Raw genomic sequence first — 14,627 nt, 5'->3', positions numbered from 1 at the left:
GCGTCCCTTTCGCATCCGCTACGACCTTGCACTGCTACCGCTCAAGCAGCACTGGCACATCCGCATCCCCCACGCCCAACAGCCGCATCCGGTCGCGCCCGGCGGCATACGCCGCGCGAACATCGTGCCCGGCGGCAATCGCCGCATAGAACCCCTGGGCGAAGGCGCGCGCCGCGTCGCTGCTGATCGCTGCGCGCATCGCAATCAACGGCGGCATCCCCAGACCCAACGCGCTCAGGCTGGCGGCGGAGTCACAGGCGCTCAGGATGACGCAGCGCAATGATGGCGTATTGGCGAAGGTCTGCAACAGCGCAGCGCGTGGCACGGGATGCCGGTCGCCATACGAATCCTGGAACAGCAGGTCGCCGGCGTCGCCGTGGCTGAGAATATGCAGGAAGGCTGGCTTGAGTCGCAGCAGCGCCTGGTGCAGGTCCTCCGGCGTGGCGCGCGGCAATGGCTCGATGCGGAAGCGTTCCGGGTAGGGCGCGAGACAGTCGCGCAACGCCCGTTCCTCGATCTCCCAGTTGAGCGCAGCAGTACCGCGTGGCGCGGCATACGCCGCCAGCACCACCTGGGGCGCGGCGGGCGTGGATGCCGCAGCGCCGTGCGTGATTGTCTGTTCGGTGGCGACATGCACGGTCTGCGCATGGATCGGCCCGCTGATGGTCGGGCCCGTGGTCACGTGTTTGTCACGGGCGACAACATCACCGATCTGACCGATGACATTGCCGCTGCCGAAGTTGATGCCGCCCGATTGCTGAGTAACGGTGATCGGTCCGTGCACATCGCCGGCAACCGCCGCACCGACCTGTGCTTTGCCGCTGATCGTCTGGGTATGACTGCGCTGCGGCGGCGCAGGTTGCGGCTGAATCCGGCGCAACTCTTCAACGATGGCGCGCAACTCGGCGATGGCGGCAGGATCGTGCTGAAATACGGCGACGATCTGCTGTGCCACCCGCTCCTGGCTCTCCGGCTTGTCGGCTTCGTCTTCGAAGATCGTCAGCGCCGCTTCAGCCTTGCGCTGACCCCGGAAACGGCGCTGGAGCATGCCCCAGGCGCGTCCCAGGATCTTCATCGTCGTATCTGTGGCGTTCTCGCCAATCTTCGCCAGCGCGCCGCCGGCGATCAGCGGGGCGATGCCCGTTACCAGCAGCCGGGCAAGATCCAGCAGTTGGGTGGGATCCATGCGACCTCCGATAGGCGATAGGCGATAGGCGATAGGCGATAGCCAATAGTACTACATTGTAGCTTTGCAGATAGTCATGCTGAGGCGCGACAACCAAATGTATGGTCTTTGAATAAATAATCCGCCATAGCCCGCGCAGGCGGGCTTCGCCCTGGCTAGCCGAGGGGTTCACCCCGACGGCAAGAGGCGAATACCGGTTTATATTCTTAATCTCCATTAGCCCGACGGCAAGAGGCGCATACCGGATTAAATTCTCAATCTCCATTAGCCCCACGGCTCGTGCGGCATAGCGGATTTATAGCAGTTCTCAGATACATTGACCCTTGTCCGGGTCTGTCGTGTCGCAGATGACGCCCACTTCCGCTGCGCTCCCCATCTCCGCGCCTAGTATAATCTAACGGGACACGGTATACCGTTCTGCGCCAGGTTCACGAGATCGCCGCGGAGTGTTGGGTAGCCGTGTCCTTCAACGCGACCAAGCCGAACAGTTATCTGGGCCCTCAAACCCGCATATGCTAGCAAGGCTGGCGCCGTTTTCCTCAGGAGGTTCTGTGTATGGCTTCCCGTGAGTCGCTCTTTATCGGCATTGATGTCTCCAAACAGACGCTGGATGTGGCGTTTGGCGCCGACCCGCACGCGCCACGCGAGACGATACCGTCTACCGACGAAGGTGTCCAGCTCCTGGTCACGCGACTCCAGCGCCTGCAGCCGACCCTGATTGTGCTGGAGGCGACCGGCGGGCTGGAGCGCATGGTGTTCGCCCAACTGCTCCAGGCTGGCTTGCCGACGGCGCGGGTGCAGCCACGCCGCGTGCGCGCCCTGGCGCACGCGGAAGGACGCCAGGCGAAGACCGACCGCCTGGATGCCCGGTTGCTCGCCCGCTTTGCCGAACGGGTGCGCCCGCCGCACCACCAAGCGACGGACGAGCAGCGCGCATCCTTGCGCGACCTGCTGGTCCGGCGGGAGCAGTTGATTCAGATGCGGACGGCTGAGATCAATCGGTTGACGGCTGCCGCGCCGAACCTCCGCCCGGGCATCCAGCAGCATATTGATTGGCTGGATCAGGAGATCCGTGCGCTTGAGCAGGAACGCGACAACGAGGCGGAGCGCACCGACGAGGTGCGCCGGAAACGGGAGCTGCGCGACAGCGTGCCCGGCATCGGCGCGATCACCGCACGGAACCTGCTGCTCCGCCTGCCCGAACTGGGGACCATCAAGCGCACGGAAGCGGCGGCCGTTGTGGGCGTTGCGCCGTATGCCAATCAGAGCGGCGCACAGCACAAACCCCGGCATAGCTCCGGCGGCAGGAGGGATGTGCGCAGCGTGTTGTACATGGCGACCCTGGCGGCCACGCGGCGCCGTCTGGTCAGGCGCGCCTTCGATCAGCGCCTGTGTCAAGCTGGCAAGCCGCGCAAGGTCGCCATCGTCGCTGCGATGCGCAAGCTGCTGACTATTCTCGGCGCAATATTGCGTCAGCAAAAGCCCTGGGATCCGGCTGTGCATACGAGCGCCCCTTGACAAGCAACACAGTTACTCAGCGGTGCATTACTCACACACCATGCAAACGGCCCCTCCGCCGATCTGGCGAAGAGGCCGCTTACCGCGTGGTGATCCTGGTGCCGGAGACGGGACTCGAACCCGTACGGGGTTGCCCCCATCGGTTTTTAAGACCGAAGCGTCTGCCATTCCGCCACTCCGGCTTTGCATGATCTATCTTAACATAGTCTGGCAGTCTGGCAAGAGGCTTCGTCGTTCCGGCAACAGGCCAATCGCAATTTCAACAGCCAAAACCCCGATCAGGCGGATTTCATTCCGGTGCATGTTCAAAACCGGTGCACTATTCTGGACTTCTTACCATAGGTGTGAGATATGCCCCCTTATTCCGTATCGTTCGTATCTGCACTTCGTGCAGCCAGCAGGATGCTTCCCTGTATGATCTTTTCCATCCCTTCAGGAGGCGTCTTGTCGAAAAGAAGGAGGTCAATGCCGATCTCGAGATGCTGTGAAAAAAAGAAGAAGTATGGCTTCATTTCATCAATCGGATTTCCCGCCCGTTCGTGGACTCGAAGCAGTATGTCAACGTCGCTCGTCCCCGTGTGGACTCCCGTAGCCAGAGAACCGATCAGGCGCACTTCGCACAGTTGGGGAAAGGTCGCCAGTGCTGTAGCAGCAACCTCTTTCAGGCGTCGGATGATCTCATCCCGATCCAGGGAGATGGCCTTCACAGAACCGAATGATTCGATCTGCCGCATACAATCCCTCCTGCGCCTGCGCCTCGGTGAAATAATCGGCTGGCTTTCCTGAGGTAAAACCATTCGGATATCGAGGCGGGATGTAGTAACAGAGCGTCTGACCATTTTTCATCCACAACGACATCTTCATATCATTGTATGCGATCTCTTCGATGCGCGCCATAATCCTGCATAACGTCAACATTCCAATGCTCCAACTCCAATGTTCCACGTTCCAACGTTCAACACTAACGCTCAACGTTCCACGTTCCAACGCTCAACGCTCAACGCTCAACGCTCAACGCTCAACGTTCCACGTTCAACGCTCAACCTTCAACCTTCAACCTTCAACCTTCACTACTCAACGCAAACATCAACTCCCCCTCACACACCAACTGCCCGTTCACGGTCGCAACCCCTGTGCCTTTGCCAATGCCGCGCCGCATTTTGTCGAACCGCACCTCCAGTCGCAGCGTATCGCCAGGATAGACCGGCTTGCGGAAACGCACTCCGTCGATCCCGGCGAAGAACGCCATCTTGCCCCGATTTTCCGGCAGACTCAGCGCCGCCACAGCGCCGGTCTGCGCCAGCGCCTCGACGATCAACACCCCCGGCATGATCGGACGGTTGGGGAAGTGTCCCTGAAAATATGGTTCGCCGATCGTCACCAACTTCTCGCCAACCGCGCGCTGCCCCGGCTCGAGTTCAAGAATGCGGTCGATCAGCAGAAACGGATAACGGTGGGGGATGATCGCCATGATCTCCTGGATGGTCAGCATATGCAACACCCTTCCAAACCTGTGCGTCGGTATTGTGACGCCGCAGTATACCAGAAAGAAGCCAGAGCGTTCGCAAACCGAACCTCTGGTACAATGATCCCGCTCTGGACGGCAAAGGAAACAGGTTCGCAACGTGCATCTCGCCATCAACGCCATGTTCTGGTCGCAACCGACCGTCGGCAGCGGGCAGTATCTGCGCATGCTCGTCCATGCCATGCTATCCGTCGCGCCCGATGTGCGGGTGACTCTGCTCCTGCCTGCCGGTCGCCCGGTCGCTGAACCGCTGCCACCGAATGTCCAGGCGGCGCCTGTGCCCACGCCGTTCGATGGGCGCAACGCGAACCTGGCGAAGGTCTGGTTCGAGCAGATCGCCGTTCCACGCGCAGCGCTGCGCCTGAATGCCGACCTGCTGCATGTACCGTACTTTGCGCCGCCGCTGCGCCCGCCGCTGCCGACCGTCGTGACGATCCTGGACATTATTCCGCTCTTGCTGCCGGAGTATCGGGGACGGGCAGCGGTGCGTCTCTATATGCGCCTGGTCGCGCGCGCCGCGCGGCATGCGACGCAGATTATCACGATTTCGCACCATAGCGCCAGCGATATTATCCGTCACCTCGGCTGTCAGGCAGCGCGCGTGGCGGTCGTCCACCTGGCGGCCGGCGCACAGTTCCGCCCGCGCGACCGTACCTTGAGCGAAACGGAAGTTGCCGCCCGCTACAGCGTCACGCCCCCGTTCGTGTACTATGTCGGCGGGCTGGACGCGCGGAAGAACCTGGCGACGCTGGTGTGGGCATTTGCGCGTATGCGATACGCTGGCGGACCTCCCGCCACGCTGGTGATTGCCGGACGTGCGGCTGGCAACGATCCACGGATGTTTCCCGACCTGGATGCTATCATCATGTTCGCCAGAGCCGGCGCTTTTGTGAAGCGCATTGATGTCCCCTACGAAGATGCGCCGCTGCTCTATGGCGCAGCAACGGTATTCGCCTTTCCGTCGCGCTACGAAGGGTTTGGCTTACCGCCGCTCGAAGCCATGGCGTGCGGTACGCCGGTGATCGTCGCCGATGCCGCCAGCCTGCCCGAGGTTGTCGGCGATGCGGCGCTGCGTGTTCCAGCGGAGGACGTGACAGGATGGAGCGCTGCACTCTGGCGCATGCTGGCGGACGACGCCCTGCGCGCCGATCTGTCCCGACGCGGACTGGAGCGCGCGGCGCAGTTCAGCCCGGATCGTATGGCGCGCGAGACGCTGGCAATCTACGCAGCGACACGCAACAGTTCCGGTTGACGCGATGCGCATTCTGATGCTCTCCAAAGCGCTGGTCAACGGCGCGTACCAGAAGAAGTGCGAAGAACTGGCTGCCCTGCCCGATGTCGAGTTGATCGTCGCCGTGCCGCCCGCCTGGCGTGAACCGCGCGTCGGCGTTATCCGGCTCGAACGACGGTTTACCGCCGGCTATCAACTGGTCACGCTGCCGATGATGTTCAACGGCCGCCACCACCTGCATTTCTACCCGACCTTCGAGCGCCTGGTGCGCCGGACGCGCCCCGATATTGTGCACGTCGATGAGGAGTCGTTCAATCTGGCGACGTTTCTGGCGCTGCGGGCGGGAGTACGGCACGGGGCGCGCTGCTGCTTCTACAACTACGCCAACATCGACCGATTCTATCCGCCGCCCTTCAACCTGTTCGAGCGCTATGCCTTTCGCCACGCAGCGCATGCCTTTGCATGCAGCACCGAAGCCGCCGCAATCATCCGGCGCCACGGCTACACCGGACCGCTCACCATTTTGCCGCAGTTCGGCGTCGATCCCGACCTGTACGCGCCTGCGCGGCGCGACCGCCGTAACGCCACGCTGGTCGTCGGCTACATCGGGCGTCTCGTGCCGGAAAAAGGGGTGATCGACCTGGTGGAAGCCGTCGCGCGGGCGCCGTCGGTGCGCTTGCGGTTGATCGGCGATGGCGCACTGCGCCCGGCAATCGAGGCGCGGATCGCCGCACTGGGCATCGGCGAGCGTGTCGAACTGCACCCTGCCGTCCCATCGACCCGCGTTCCCGACGAATTGCAGCGACTCGACGCGCTGGTGTTGCCATCGCGCACCACGCGCACCTGGAAAGAACAGTTCGGGCGTATCCTGGTCGAAGCGATGAGTTGCGCCGTTCCGGTGGTCGGCTCTTCATCGGCAGCCATTCCCGATGTCATCGGTGATGCGGGAATCATCTACCCGGAAGGGGAAATTGACGCACTGGCGGATGTGCTGCGGCGTCTGGCGGATGATCCGGCGCTGCGCGACGACCTTGGGCGACGCGGACGGGAGCGCGTGCTGGCGCAGTTCACCCAGGCGGCAATCGCCCGACAGTACCATCACGCATACCGTTCGATGCTGAATTGAGATCCACAACCGGGCAATGGTGCGTTATACTGGAAAGAGGAGAAAGACGCCAGCCGCAAACGCTGCGGGCGAATTCGCCTGGGAAGAGCGTCATGGTTTGTGAACAATTATTTCGCTCTAGCCCGCGCAGGCGGGCTTCGCCCCACGCCCTCCGCACGCGGGGGGTTGAGCCGAGGGCGTATGGTCTTTGAAGAAATAATCCGTCATAGCCCGCGCAGGCGGGCTTCGCCCTGGATAGCCGAGGGCTTCAGCCCGACGGCAAGAGACAAATACTGATTTATATTATCAATATGCCGATGAAGCACACCATCCGCGAAGCCGTCACCAGCGCACACAACCCGCCAAAGGTCGGGCGTATTTTGCTCAACCCTTTTCGACGTGCGAAGCGTCGTGCTGGCGCTCCAACAACATTTCGCGAAAAACTCTACTGGACGCTTGGCAACCTGCTTATGCTGATCGGCGCCATCCTGCTGGCGTATGTTGGCGGCATCTACGCCCAGGCGGATTACAACCGCTACGCAGCGCGCGGCGACACCGACGCCCCGCCGCCTGCACCGGTCGCCGCACCGCGCGCCCCCGACGCCGAGCCGACGCCATTTGTCGCGCCGCTGCCGTTCGTCGCGCCGCGCCTCAACACCGCCGAAGGGCAACTCATCAGCGACGTGCCGGACATCGTCAGGTCTATCGTTCCATCCCAGATTTCGCGCATCATCATTCCGAGCATCGACGTCGACTCAAAAGTCGTCGAAGTCGGCTGGGAAGTCGCAGAACAGAACGGGCGACAGGTCGCCGTCTGGCAGGTCGCCGAGTATGCTGTCGGGCACCATCGCGGCTCCGCCAACCCCGGCGAAGGGAGCAACATCGTGCTTGCCGGTCATGTTGGCGGCTACGGCAAAGTCTTCAAAGATCTGATCAACGTCAAAGAGGGTGACCAGATCATCCTGTTCGCTGGCGGTCAACAGTATCTCTACGTCGTGCGTGAACAGGTAATGGTGCACGAGGAAGGCGTATCACCCGAACAGCAGGCGATGAACGCCCTCTACATCGCGCCGACCAGCGAAGAGATGGTCACGCTGATCACCTGCTGGCCCGACCGCGGACCGGAAAAATTCAAGTATCGCATCATCGTGCGCGCAACCCCGTATGGCGCAGGAAACGATGAGTCGCTCACCAATACCGAAGGCTGGAATGTGCGCTGATATGCGGCGACGCCGCCGATACGCGCACAGAATCGCCTGCGCCATGAGACGCTGGTACCCGATCAGGCGAACCAAATAGCCCACTTGTGCGAAAAGAACCTTCGTGCTATAATGCACGCATCGTCTGTGGCGCCGCTTTGACAGCGCAGGCGCGATCAGGTAGAGTCATAAGGAGAAGCACGAGTGAGCACATCAAATGGAGGAGCGCAGATCATGGCCCTCTCCCCGGAAAAGGAAAAGGCTCTGGCAGCAGCCATGAGCCAGATCGACCGCAAATACGGCAAGGGCTCGATCATGCGGATGGGGGAAGTCAGTTCCAAACTGGCGATCGAAGTCATCCCCACCGGGTCGATTGCGCTCGACATTGCGCTGGGCGTCGGCGGCGTGCCACGGGGTCGGGTTGTCGAAATCTACGGTCCGGAGTCCAGCGGTAAAACGACCCTGGCGCAGCATATCATCGCTGAGGCGCAGAAGATGGGCGGCATCGCCGCCTTCATCGACGCCGAGCATGCGTTCGATCCGGTCTATGCAGCACGATGCGGCGTTGATGTCAACAATCTGCTGGTCTCGCAACCCGATTACGGTGAGCAGGCGCTTGAGATCTGCGAAGCGCTGGTGCGCTCGAATGCGGTCGATGTCGTAGTGGTCGACTCGGTTGCTGCGCTGGTGCCGCGCGCTGAGATCGAAGGCGACATGGGCGACTCGCTCCCCGGTCTGCAGGCGCGGTTAATGAGCCAGGCGCTGCGCAAACTTTCCGGCGCCATCAGCAAATCACGCGCGGTTGTCATTTTTCTCAACCAGCTCCGCCTGAAGATCGGCGTGATGTTCGGCTCGCCGGAGACTACCACCGGCGGTCAGGCGCTGAAGTTCTACGCATCGGTGCGGATGGACATCCGCCGCATTGAGACGCTCAAGAACGGTCAGGAGACGATCGGCAGTCGCACGCGGGTGAAGGTGGTCAAGAACAAGGTCGCGCCGCCCTTCCGCCAGGCGGAGTTCGATATTATGCACAACGAGGGCATCTCGCGCGCTGGCAATATCCTTGATGTCGGCGTCGAACTCGACATCATTCGCAAGAGCGGCGCCTGGTTCTATCTCGGCGACGATCGCCTGGGTCAGGGGCGCGAAAATGCCAAGCAGTTCCTGAACGAAAACCCGGCGCTGGCAGATGAAATTGAGCGCCTGATCCGCGCTCACGCAATGGCGGCGCCGATCTCGATTGTATCGCCCAAAGAAGACGATGCCGTAGAAGACGCAGGACTGTTCGAGGAATAGCCTTCCATGCCGGAAGGAATCATCACCGCGCTGCGCGCCCAGGAACATGATGCGCAGCGCGTCAATCTGTATATTGACCACGCCTTCGCTCTTGGCGTCAGCCTGACGACGATTGCGCGCGAGCGATTGTATGTCGGTATGCACCTCGATGCTGCGGCATATGCCCGTATTGAGGCAGCGGAGTGCATCGAGCGCGCTGTGCAGACCGCCCTGCGCGCGATTGAGTCCCGCCCTCGCTCGATTGCCGAAGTGCGTGACCGCCTGCAACGCAAAGGCTTTGCCCCTGAGACGGTCAACGCAGCGATTGAACGGTTGCAGGCGAGCGGGTTGCTCGATGATGCGGCATTTGCGCGGTTCTGGATTGAAAATCGGCAAACATGCCGTCCACGCGGGCGTCACGCCCTCGCCGATGAGTTGCGACGCAAGGGTGTGGACGCTGAACTGGTTGCCGTTGCCCTCGATGCATCCCTGACCGACGACGAGACCGGGCGCGCTGAAATGCTTGCGCGCGCTGCCATGCGGCGCTATGCAACCGTCGCCGATTATCAGACGTTCGTCCGTCGGCTCGGCGGCTATCTGCAACGCCGCGGCTTCAGCGCCGAAACGGTCCTTCCAATCGTCGAACGCCTCTGGTGCGAACGCGGCAGTCTGAACGATGCAGACACAGGCGTGGACGTTGAACAAGACGAAGGGTGATCGACTATCATGGCAGATATTCAATATCTGGGGCATGCATGCTTCCGCCTGCGCGGGCGCGACGGCATCGTCATTACCGATCCGTATGACCGTTCTATCGGGCTTGACCTCGGTCGACCGACGGCGCATATCGTGACGGTCAGCCACCACCATCCCGACCACAACAACGTTGCCGCTGTGCGACCGGCGCGCGACCGGGTGATGGTGATCGATGGTCCTGGCGAGTATGAGGTCGGCGGAGTGCTGATCACCGGTGTGCGCACGTTCCACGACAAGAATAGAGGCGCCGAACTGGGGCGGAACACCGTCTACGTCATCCATCTCGATGATATCGTTTTCTGCCACCTCGGCGACCTGGCGCATGAACTGACGGCGCAACAACTCGAAGAAATCGGCAGTGTCGATGTGCTCTTCGTGCCGGTCGGCGGTGGTGAAACCATCGGTCCGGCAGAGGCGGCGTCGGTGATCAGTCAGATTGAACCGCATATTGTGATCCCGATGCACTACGCAGTGGAGGGATTGGTCGGCATGAACCTGGCGCCGCTCGACCGATTCCTTCATGAACTGGGCATTAAGGACTATACTCCTGAAGAACGGTTGTCACTCAACGCGAGCAATCTTCCCGAAGACGGCGAGCAAACACGCATCATCGTCATGCGATCTGTTTCTTGAGGCGACTGCTGAGATCGTGCTATCATGCGCGGAGTATGGTCAAAATATCCCGGTTTGCCGTCTATACGCGGGTAACGCGCAGACAGACACGTCGTTCTCAACGGCGCTCATGGCGCCCGTCAGGTCGGAGTCTCTTGAGGGGAAGGCGTCACTGCCTTCCCCTCAAACTATTTTGCATTGGTTTCGTTGTTCATCATATGGATGAAGATAGAATGAACGAGCAGGAGCAGGACCTTCAATGGCAAAGTACATTTTTGTGACCGGCGGAGTTGCGTCTTCAGTCGGCAAAGGCATTACAGTTGCGTCGATTGGACGCCTGCTCAAGGCGCGAGGGGTGCGTGTCTCGGTCCAGAAACTCGATCCCTATATCAACGTCGATCCCGGTACCATGTCGCCCTACCAGCACGGCGAGGTCTTCGTCACCGAAGATGGCGCCGAGACCGATCTGGACCTGGGGCACTATGAGCGGTTCATCGACGTGAATCTGACCCGCCTCAGCAATGTCACGACTGGACAGATCTACTCGGCGGTCATTCAAAAAGAGCGCCGTGGCGATTACCTTGGCGGCACGATTCAGGTCATTCCACATATCACCAATGAGATCAAGTCACGGATCGCCGCCGTTGCCCGTCAAACCGGGGCGGATGTGGTGATCGTCGAGATCGGCGGAACTGTCGGCGATATCGAAGGGCTGCCGTTTCTGGAGGCCATTCGGCAGATGCGCAAGGATGTCGGGCGCGACAACGTGTTGTATATCCATGTGACCCTGCTGCCGCATATTGGCGCTACCGGCGAAGTGAAGACCAAACCCACCCAGCACTCTGTGATGGAACTGCGGCGCGTCGGTATTACGGCGGACGTCATCGTGTGCCGTTCCGATTATCCGATCACCGACGAGATCCGCGACAAGATCGCTCTCTTCGCCGATGTTGATGTTGAGGCAGTCGTGCCGCTGCACACGGTCGATTCGATCTACGAAGTGCCGCTGGTGCTGGAAGAAGCCGGTCTTGGCGCCTATCTGACGCAGCGCCTGGGATTGAGCGCGTCCCGACCCGATCTCGACGACTGGCGCGATCTCGTGGCGCGCATCAAGGCGCCCAAGCGCAAACTTGCGATCGCGTTGGTCGGGAAATATGTCGAGCTCCATGATGCCTACATCAGCGTCGTCGAGGCGCTACGACATGCCGGGTTACATCAGGGGGTCGATGTCGATATCCGCTGGATTTCATCCGAACAGATCGAAGAGGAGGGGTGCGAGCCGCTGCTTCACGATGTTTATGGCATTGTTGTGCCCGGCGGCTTTGGCGACCGCGGCATCGAAGGCAAGATTGCCGCTGCGGAATATGCACGCGTCAATAATGTGCCATACCTGGGGCTGTGTCTGGGGATGCAGGTGGCCACGATCTCGTTCGCACGGCATATTATGGGACCAGAAAGCCGCGCCAACAGCACCGAGTTCGATCTCCATACACCGCATCCGGTGATCGACTTTATGCCCGATCAACTCGACATTACCGACAAGGGCGGCACAATGCGCCTTGGCGGGTATCCGTGTAAACTGACTCCGGGGACGCGCGCCTATGCCGCCTACGGCGTCGATGTCGTCGTCGAGCGTCACCGCCATCGCTTCGAGTTCAACAACAAATACCGTCGTCTCTTCGAGTCAGCCGGAATGATCGTCAGTGGACAGTCACCCGACGGTCGGTTGGTCGAAATCATCGAACTGCGCAACCATCCATGGTATGTCGGTACACAGTTCCATCCAGAGTTTCAGTCGCGTCCTGATCGCCCGCATCCGCTATTCCGCGACTTCGTCGCAGCTGCGGCGAAGACCTTCCGCGAGGGGGATCAGCGACCGCTTCCGCTGGAGCAGAACGGCGCTGTGACGGAGCATGAGCCGCATAGCCGATAGGCGATAGCTGATAGGCGAGAGGCGAGAGGCGATAGCTGATAGGCGATAGGCGAGAGGCGAGAGACGGCTGGAGCAGAAGGGCGCTGTGACGGAGCATGAGCCGCATAAATGTATTTCGGTCACCGCGTGGGGCGCGCCATTTCCAGGAGTATTCAACCCTGTTCATCAGGTTCAACCTTTGTGAGAACTGCTATACATTCTCAATCTCTATAAGCCTTGCCTGAGGTCGGGTAAACCCTGCGGGCTGAATCAACCCAGGTCTCTCCGGCAATATGGCAGGGATAACAGACACGCCAGCCCCGCAGGGGCTTCTGCGCACTCAGGGAGGGCTTGTGGTCTTTGAGTAATTATTCCGCTACAGCCCGCGCAGGCGGGCTTCGCATTCCATAGCCGAGGGCTTCAGCCCCACGGCAAGAGGCGCATACCGGATTTATTTCTCAATCTTCATTAGCCCGCACTTTAGCCCTCACGAGCGGAGTCTCGCCTGACGATGGACGATGTCGGATGTCTTCTCTCACCGACCGACATGCATGTCGGTCGCCGCATGGGGGCACGATAGTAACTGCGGTCGTTCGAGGAGGTTCAACCTCAATGAGAACTGCTGTATATGCGGGCGAAACGTCCGCGTACCAGGAATATCCCTGAACGATTGTGGGTTGCCCCAGCAGGAATGTGTTCTGTGAGTCCGCTGCGAAAAGGCTATTTCACTGTGGAGACGCAGCGTTCGCAAAGGCAGGTTCCATATTGCGTCACGCACACGCATGCTTTGCCAGGCATCCATCATGGTTCGTTTTTGGGTTCTCTGCCCCCCCGGCGTCTCGGCGGTGCGTTTGTGCGGCGACGTCATCCTATCAGGAGGATTGATATCATGTGCAAACGCATGCGCCCCGGAACATGCCTGTCACCGTCTACAACAGAACATGTTCCGGGGCGCAACCGTGTTGTGCCGGGGCGCCTGGAGTCGCCTGCTACTCCAGGTAATCGCGCAGATGGAGACCGACGTCAGGAGCGCGCAGGCGACGCAACGCCTCCGCCTCGATCTGGCGCGCGCGCTCGCGGGTCATCCCCAGCACCCGCCCGACCTCTTCGAGCGTGCGGCGCTGCCCGTCCACCAGACCGTAGCGCAGATCAATGATCCGTCGCTCGCGCTCATTCAGGCGGTCGAGCGCTGCGGCAAGATCACGCCGGAGCAACTGGTGCGACGCTGCTTCGACCGGCGTCGGCAGATCGCTATCCTGCAAGAAATCACCGAGCGTATGCTCCCCATCCTCGCCGACCGGCATTTCCAGCGACACCGGACGACGCGACGCCTCGAGCACCCGCTCGATACGCTCAGTCGGCTGACCGAGCGCCGTCGCAATCTCTTCCGGCGTCGGCTGCCGCTCCAGCACCTGCGCCAGGCGGTCGGCGGCGCGCTTCACCTGACCGACCGACTCGCTCATATGCACCGGCAGGCGAATGGTGCGCCCCTGCTCGGCGATAGCGCGTGTCACCGCCTGACGGATCCACCAGGTCGCATACGTTGAGAAGCGGTTGCCTTTGCGGTGGTCGAACTTCTCAACGGCGCGCATCAGACCGATGTTGCCTTCCTGGATCAGGTCGAGCAGCGAGAGACCGCGCCCGACATACTTTTTGGCAATGCTCACCACCAGACGCAGGTTCGCCTGGATCAAATGTCGGCGCGCTTCCTGCCCGGCAGCGACATCATCGAGCAGCGCCTGACGCAGCTGCGGGCTGAGATCCTCTGCCGACGCCAGCCGCCGCGCGGCGGCAGCGCCGCGCTCCATGCGCTCGGCAAGTTCGACCTCCTCGGCAGCTGTCAACAACGGAACCCGCCCGATCTCCTGCAGGTAGTGCTGGATCGAATCCAGGGTCGAATCCGACTCCAGCGTCTCCTCCAGATTCTCGGCTGCAAGTTCCTCAATATCTGCAATCGGCGCCATCTCGCCCTCACCGGCGATCTCCTGGCGCTCGTCAAGTTCATCCCACGGATGCTGCTCATGCATTGTTCGGCTCATGGCGCAACTCCATCTAGAGACATAGCGCGGCTCCTCCATCATGTCGGGAGGAGCCGCGCCCTCTTCTTCTCAGGTAACAGGCGCGCCCAACGAGCCTGGTCGAGCGCTCGTGCGCGTGTCAGGGGGCGACGAGCCCGCCAGGCTCTGCATACCAGGAACCCGACATAATCATACACTCAGGGCGCCTGCCTTGTCAATAATCAATAGACACAAAGTATACGACAATAGACCTCAGGACACCGAGGCGCTCACTCCTGTTACACTCTATT

The 14,627-nt window shown here is 61.1% G+C and carries 12 protein-coding genes and 1 tRNA gene; 8 read left to right on the top strand and 5 right to left on the bottom strand.

Annotation, left to right across the window (positions count from 1 at the left end; all coding sequences use genetic code 11):
* Nucleotides 1-34: 34 nt before the first annotated feature.
* Nucleotides 35-1,186 carry a CHAT domain-containing protein gene (locus ROSERS_RS16085; RefSeq protein WP_011957832.1) on the bottom strand — a complete coding sequence of 384 codons (1,152 nt, stop codon included), beginning with the start codon at nt 1,184-1,186 and terminating at the stop codon, nt 35-37.
* A gap of 555 nt (nt 1,187-1,741) precedes the next feature.
* Here ROSERS_RS16085 and ROSERS_RS16080 point away from each other — a divergent pair.
* The gene (locus tag ROSERS_RS16080; protein ID WP_011957831.1) at nt 1,742-2,704 is read left to right on the top strand and encodes an IS110 family transposase; all 963 of its coding nucleotides are present in this window, start codon (nt 1,742-1,744) and stop codon (nt 2,702-2,704) included.
* 96 nt (nt 2,705-2,800) lie between these two features.
* Here the strand turns inward: ROSERS_RS16080 and ROSERS_RS16075 are convergent.
* The 3 genes from ROSERS_RS16075 to fabZ all read right to left on the bottom strand — a co-directional run bounded on the left by ROSERS_RS16075 (nt 2,801) and on the right by fabZ (nt 4,196).
* Nucleotides 2,801-2,886 (bottom strand) — tRNA-Leu (locus tag ROSERS_RS16075).
* Between the two features lie 177 nt (nt 2,887-3,063).
* Nucleotides 3,064-3,438 (bottom strand): nucleotidyltransferase family protein, encoded by a 375-nt coding sequence (locus ROSERS_RS16070; RefSeq protein WP_041333891.1) that lies wholly within the window; start codon nt 3,436-3,438, stop codon nt 3,064-3,066.
* A gap of 326 nt (nt 3,439-3,764) precedes the next feature.
* Nucleotides 3,765-4,196: a 3-hydroxyacyl-ACP dehydratase FabZ gene (gene fabZ / locus ROSERS_RS16060; RefSeq protein WP_011957829.1), complete on the bottom strand. Its 432-nt coding sequence runs from the start codon at nt 4,194-4,196 to the stop codon at nt 3,765-3,767.
* Between the two features lie 133 nt (nt 4,197-4,329).
* On the opposite strand from fabZ, the gene ROSERS_RS16055 reads away from it, so the two are divergent.
* From ROSERS_RS16055 to ROSERS_RS16025, 7 genes are all read left to right on the top strand, one after another.
* Nucleotides 4,330-5,481 carry a glycosyltransferase family 4 protein gene (locus ROSERS_RS16055; protein ID WP_011957828.1) on the top strand — a complete coding sequence of 384 codons (1,152 nt, stop codon included), beginning with the start codon at nt 4,330-4,332 and terminating at the stop codon, nt 5,479-5,481.
* A gap of 4 nt (nt 5,482-5,485) precedes the next feature.
* Complete coding sequence (locus ROSERS_RS16050) at nt 5,486-6,586, top strand: glycosyltransferase family 4 protein (protein ID WP_011957827.1); 1,101 nt, start codon at nt 5,486-5,488, stop codon at nt 6,584-6,586.
* Nucleotides 6,587-6,882: 296 nt separating this feature from the next.
* A complete protein-coding gene (locus ROSERS_RS16045; protein ID WP_232282636.1) occupies nt 6,883-7,785 on the top strand; it encodes a sortase in 903 nt (300 codons plus the stop codon).
* 213 nt (nt 7,786-7,998) lie between these two features.
* A complete protein-coding gene (recA, locus tag ROSERS_RS16040; RefSeq protein ID WP_011957825.1) occupies nt 7,999-9,060 on the top strand; it encodes a recombinase RecA in 1,062 nt (353 codons plus the stop codon).
* Between the two features lie 6 nt (nt 9,061-9,066).
* Nucleotides 9,067-9,756 carry a regulatory protein RecX gene (locus ROSERS_RS16035; protein WP_011957824.1) on the top strand — a complete coding sequence of 230 codons (690 nt, stop codon included), beginning with the start codon at nt 9,067-9,069 and terminating at the stop codon, nt 9,754-9,756.
* 9 nt (nt 9,757-9,765) lie between these two features.
* A complete protein-coding gene (locus ROSERS_RS16030) occupies nt 9,766-10,428 on the top strand; it encodes an MBL fold metallo-hydrolase (RefSeq protein WP_011957823.1) in 663 nt (220 codons plus the stop codon).
* 238 nt (nt 10,429-10,666) lie between these two features.
* Nucleotides 10,667-12,340, top strand: a complete 1,674-nt coding sequence (locus ROSERS_RS16025; protein ID WP_011957822.1) for a CTP synthase — start codon at nt 10,667-10,669, stop codon at nt 12,338-12,340.
* Between the two features lie 968 nt (nt 12,341-13,308).
* Here the strand turns inward: ROSERS_RS16025 and ROSERS_RS16020 are convergent.
* The gene (locus ROSERS_RS16020; protein WP_011957821.1) at nt 13,309-14,358 is read right to left on the bottom strand and encodes a sigma-70 family RNA polymerase sigma factor; all 1,050 of its coding nucleotides are present in this window, start codon (nt 14,356-14,358) and stop codon (nt 13,309-13,311) included.
* Between the last annotated feature and the right edge of the window lie 269 nt (nt 14,359-14,627).

This window comes from Roseiflexus sp. RS-1, assembly GCF_000016665.1.
Lineage (GTDB): Bacteria > Chloroflexota > Chloroflexia > Chloroflexales > Roseiflexaceae > Roseiflexus.
Note: the sequence above shows the minus strand (reverse complement) of the source record. Positions and strands in the feature narration are given on the sequence as shown.